At 67.1% G+C, this 4,661-nt stretch carries 4 protein-coding genes; all 4 read left to right on the plus strand.

The genetic code is table 11. The features are described from left to right. Window positions 1-21: 21 nt before the first annotated feature. Window positions 22-846 carry an outer membrane beta-barrel domain-containing protein gene (locus FJV41_RS47975; protein WP_141649328.1) on the plus strand — a complete coding sequence of 275 codons (825 nt, stop codon included), beginning with the start codon at window positions 22-24 and terminating at the stop codon, window positions 844-846. Continuing rightward, window positions 843-1,625: an outer membrane beta-barrel domain-containing protein gene (locus FJV41_RS47980; RefSeq protein WP_141649329.1), complete on the plus strand. Its 783-nt coding sequence runs from the start codon at window positions 843-845 to the stop codon at window positions 1,623-1,625. The genes FJV41_RS47975 and FJV41_RS47980 overlap by 4 nt, the downstream gene beginning before the upstream one ends. Beyond that, entirely contained in the window at window positions 1,625-3,673 is a 2,049-nt protein-coding gene (gene gltC, locus FJV41_RS47985; RefSeq protein ID WP_141649331.1) for an adventurous gliding motility protein GltC, read from the plus strand. The genes FJV41_RS47980 and gltC overlap by 1 nt, the downstream gene beginning before the upstream one ends. 109 nt (window positions 3,674-3,782) lie before the next feature. Continuing rightward, a partial coding sequence (locus FJV41_RS47990) for an MFS transporter (protein ID WP_141649330.1) occupies window positions 3,783-4,661 on the plus strand: 879 nt, incomplete at its 3' end.

Below are 4,661 nucleotides of genomic sequence, written 5' to 3' on the forward strand. Positions count from 1 at the left end.
CTCCCCCACGGAGCCCCCGGTTTGAATCGCCACACGTTGCTGCTCGCGCTGTGCCTGGTGCCCGCCCTGGCACCTGCGCAGAGCCAGGAGGGCATGGGACTCGACCTCACGGAAGAGACCCAGCCCAAGTCCGAAGAATCACCCACGCCGCCGCCGGCGGAGGAGGCCGCGCCCGCAGCGACCGCCACCCGACCCGTGGAGGAGGAGGCTCCTCCTCCCGAGGCCTTGCCGCCGCTGACCGACATCACCCAGGAAGACCGGGTGAAGAGCGTCCAGCGAAAGGTGTACCGGAAGCAGGGACGCTTCGAGCTGACGCCGCTCATCAGCGTCTCCGTCAATGATCCGTTCTATTCGAAGGTGGGTGTCTCCCTGCGGGGCGCCTACTACCTGGCGGACACCCTGGCCATCTCGGCGCGTGGCTCGCTGATGCAGGTGGTGCCGTCCGACGACGTGCGCACCGCCAAGCGCGCCTTCTACAGCAAGATCTACAACTCGGTGCCCGAGTGGTCCGCCATGGGCGACGTGGAGTGGAGCCCGCTGTACGGCAAGGTGGCCTTCCTCAACTCCATCCTGCACTTCGACGGCTATCTGCTGGCGGGCGCGGGCGTGGTGAAGACGGAGACCTCGTCCTTGCCCGGCCGCGGGCTCAACCCCGCCGCGGATCTGGGCCTGGGCATGCGCTTCGTGGCCCAGGACTTCATCGCGGTGAACGTGGCGCTCATCAACACCTCCTATGTGGATCAGCCCCTGGGCAGCGCCAAGGGGGCCATCCAGAACGTCATGACCCTCAACGCCGGCATCTCGCTGTTCCTGCCCTTCCGTTCGACGGGGAGGGACGCGGAATGAAGCCCGTCTTCCGTTGGCTGTTGACCCTCTGTCTCACCATGCCCGTGCTGGCGAACGCGCAGGCCACCTCCGAGGAGGAGGAGGCCGGCGACGTGTCCGAGGTGGACAAGGACCGGCTCGGCCCCCTGCGTGAGCGGGTGCGGCCCGTGTCGGGCCACGTGTTCCTGAAGAAGGGGCGCTTCGAGTTCAGCCCGTCCGCGACGCTGTCGCTGCGCGACGCCTTCTTCACCAAGTACATCTTCGGCGGCGTGCTCACGTATCACCCCATGGAGACGCTCGGCATCAGCCTGCGGGCGGGCTACGCGGTGAACGCGGTCGCGGGCTCGGCGCAGATCTGCACCTTCTCCGACGGCACGGATGGCTCCACGCGCGGCTGTAAGTCGCCCGCCAAGAGCGAACTGGATGGTCAGGCTCCCGGGCAGCTCAAGCTGCTGGGTGGCGCGGACGTCCAGTGGGCGCCCATCTACGGCAAGCTGTCGCTCCTGGCCGAAAGCTTCATCCACTTCGACCTGTACGGCGTCGTGGGTGGCTCGGTCATCCAGTACCGGGGACCGGACCTGGATGACGCCACGGGCCTCTTGGCCAAGGACTACCTCACCCCCGGCGGCAACGTGGGCGTGGGGATGCGCTTCTTCTTCAACCGCTGGGTGACGCTGCGCACGGAGGTGCGCGACCTCATCTATGTGGAGAAGGGCCGCACCGACAACTATCTGCGCAACCAGCTGCTGTTCGAGCTGGGAGTGTCCTTCTTCTTCCCGTCGTCCAACCCTGGGTCATGATGCTGCGCTCCTTCAGGCTCATCCGCCTCGCCGTCCTCGGGCTCGCGCTCGTGTGGACGGCCCCTTCGTTCGCCCAGAACTTCGAGGGACTGGACCTGGGTGGTCAGTCCAAGTCCAAGAAGAAGAAGAAGGGTGCTTCAACCACCCGGTCCTCCAAGGCCTCCAAGTCGAAGAAGAAGCCGACGCGTGGCTCGCGGGGCAAGACGCCTCCCGCGCCCGTGGAAGACGACGCTCCGGCGGAGGCCACCGGTCCCATCGAGGCCACTCCGGCCGCGGTGACCGGCCCCACCTCTCCCTCCGAGGCGACGCCCGCTCCGGCGCCCACGCCCACCCCGCCCGCGGCTCCCGCGAACAGCGGCGGCTTCGGGCTGGACCTGACGCAGGAGACGCCCAAGACGCCCGCGCCCACCATGTCCTTCGACGCGGTGGACGTGTCCGGCAAGACGGCGGACCGCCAGCGGCTGGACATCACCGTCAGCCTCTTCAAGAACGACGAGTACGAGAAGGCCGCCATGTCGGCCCACGAGCTCCTCGCGGACCCGAAGCTCGCGGGCCTGCACACGGAGGCGCGCTACGTGCTGGCCAAGTCACTCTACCGCATGGGCATGTACCACTCGTCGCTCGGTGAGTTCTCCAAGCTGCTCGCCCTGGGGCCGTCCACCAAGTTCTTCAAGACGAGCCTGGAGTGGCTGTTCTTCATCAGCCGCAAGACGAAGAACGAGACGGTCATCCTCGACGAGATTGCCCGTCACGCGAACCAGGAGTTCCCGGAGAAGTACCGCAACGAGTTCCGCTACCTGCTGGCGCGCTACCACTTCGTGCGCGGCCGCGCGCTGGACCAGGTGGGCCAGAACGCGGACGCGGACAAGAGCTTCGCGGAAGTGCAGCGGCTGACGCTGCTGATTCCCAAGACGGACGCGTTCTACCCCCGCGCGCGGTACCTGGACGGTCTGGCTTCGTTCCGCAACGGCAGCCGTCAGAAGGACGCGGCGGCCAAGCGTGGCAACGGGGAGATGCTGGCGTCGGTGGAGGCGATGAAGGAAGTGGTGCGCCTCACCCGCCCGGTGGCCGGCAAGTCCGCGGACCAGGTCAAGCTGGACAAGTCGCTGCGCGAGCTGGCGTTCATGCAGCTGGCCCGCACGCACTACGGCATGCAGCAGAACCGCTTCGCGCTGTTCTACCTGGGCAAGGTGGAGCGCGGGAACACGCAGTGGCTGGAGTCGCTCTTCGAGGCGAGCTGGGCCAACTACCGCGTGGGCCAGTTCGAGCAGGCGCTGGGCAACCTCATCACGCTCTCGTCGCCCTTCTTCCGCGAGGAATACTTCCCGGAAGCGCTCATCCTCAAGGCGGTCATCTATTACGAGAACTGCCGCTACCGCGAGTCCAACATCATCCTCCAGGACTTCGAGCGCACGTACCTGCCGGTCCATGACCAGCTCGAGTCCCTGGTGAAGAAGAACATGGAAGCGGGCGAGTACTACTCGGTGCTCGCGGACGTGCAGAAGAAGAACAAGGACGGCCTGGAGAAGAACGAGACGGACGTCATCCTGGAGCGCATCCTCCGCCTGGCCCTCACGGACCAGGACCTGCGCAAGACGAACGACTCCATCCTCGAGCTGGAAGGGGAGATGGACGCGTTCGCCAGCCGGGGTGACACCTTCAAGTACTCCGAGCTCTCCAAGAGCCTGCTGGAGGAGCTGAAGGTCCACCGCACGGGCCTCATCTCCAAGGCGGGCATCATGGCCAAGGGCAAGCTGGAGACGGAGCTCGTCGCGCTCAAGCAGCTGCTCGCCAACGGCCTGCGCATCAAGTTCGAGACGACGACGAAGGAGAAGGAGTTCCTCGAGGACCAGCTCAAGGCGGGGGGCCGTACGTCCATCGTCAAGAAGTACAAGTTCTCGGTGGCCGTCTCCGACGACCAGCTCTACTGGCCGTACGAGGGTGAGTACTGGCGCGACGAGCTGGGCACGTACCAGTACACCCTGACCAAGGGCTGCATCGACCGCGACACGGCGAACCGGAACGTCCAGTCCGCCGAGGCGCTCTAGAAGAGAGCGTCAAATCGTCGCGGGGCGCGGAGTTGCCGCGCCTTTCAGACCGCCGGAGCGCTATCTTCCGCGCTCCGGCGGTTTTTCATTTCCAGCAAGGGAGCTACGGGTGAGCCGGACGGCGTCACTGCGCGTCGTCTTCGGAATCGTGTCGCTGGACCTCATCGGGTTCGGCATCCTGATTCCGCAGCTGGGCGTGTACGGAGTGAAGTTCGGGGCGTCGCCCTTCACGGTGGGGCTGCTCATCTCCGTCTATTCGCTGATGCAGCTGGTGGCGGCCCCCGTGCTCGGTCGGCTGAGTGACAGGTACGGCCGCCGGCCGGTGTTGCTGCTCAGTCAGGTGGGCTCCCTGTTGGGCTACGTGCTGTTCGCCCTGGCGCACTCGCTGCCGCTGCTCTTCCTGGCGCGCGTCATCGACGGCATCTCCGGCGGCAACATCGCCACCGCGCAGGCCGTCGTCGCGGACATCACCCGCCCGGAGGAGCGCGCGCGGGGCATGGGCGTCATCGGCGCGGCCTTCGGCCTGGGCTTCGTGCTGGGGCCCGCGCTGGGCGGCTTCCTGGGCGCATGGGGCGGCAACCTGGCCATTGGCCTGTTCGCGGCGGGGCTGGTGGCCGTCAATCTGGTCTGCACCTGGTTCTTCCTCCCGGAGTCCCGGGTGGAGGGGGGGCCGGAGGGCCATGTGCGCACCCTCAAGGGCGCCGTCCAGGCGCTGCGGCTGCCCGTCGTCGCGCGGTGCCTGGTGCTGATGCTGCTGTTCACCACCGCGTTCTCACAGATGGAGGGGACGTTCTCCGTCTACCTGCTCACGCGCTTTCTCTCCGTGGGGCCGGTGGCGCTGGAGGGGGGGCTGTTCCTCCACCCGGTGATGACGGACACGGCGGTGCTCCGCGAGGCGAGCCTGCGCGCGGGCTGGCTCTTCGCGGTGGTGGGCGTGCTCAGCGCGCTGGTGCAGGGTGGGGTGGTGCGCAGGCTCGCCTCGCGGAGC

The organism is Myxococcus llanfairpwllgwyngyllgogerychwyrndrobwllllantysiliogogogochensis (genome assembly GCF_006636215.1).
In the GTDB taxonomy this organism is placed as follows: Bacteria; Myxococcota; Myxococcia; order Myxococcales; family Myxococcaceae; genus Myxococcus; species Myxococcus llanfairpwllgwyngyllgogerychwyrndrobwllllantysiliogogogochensis.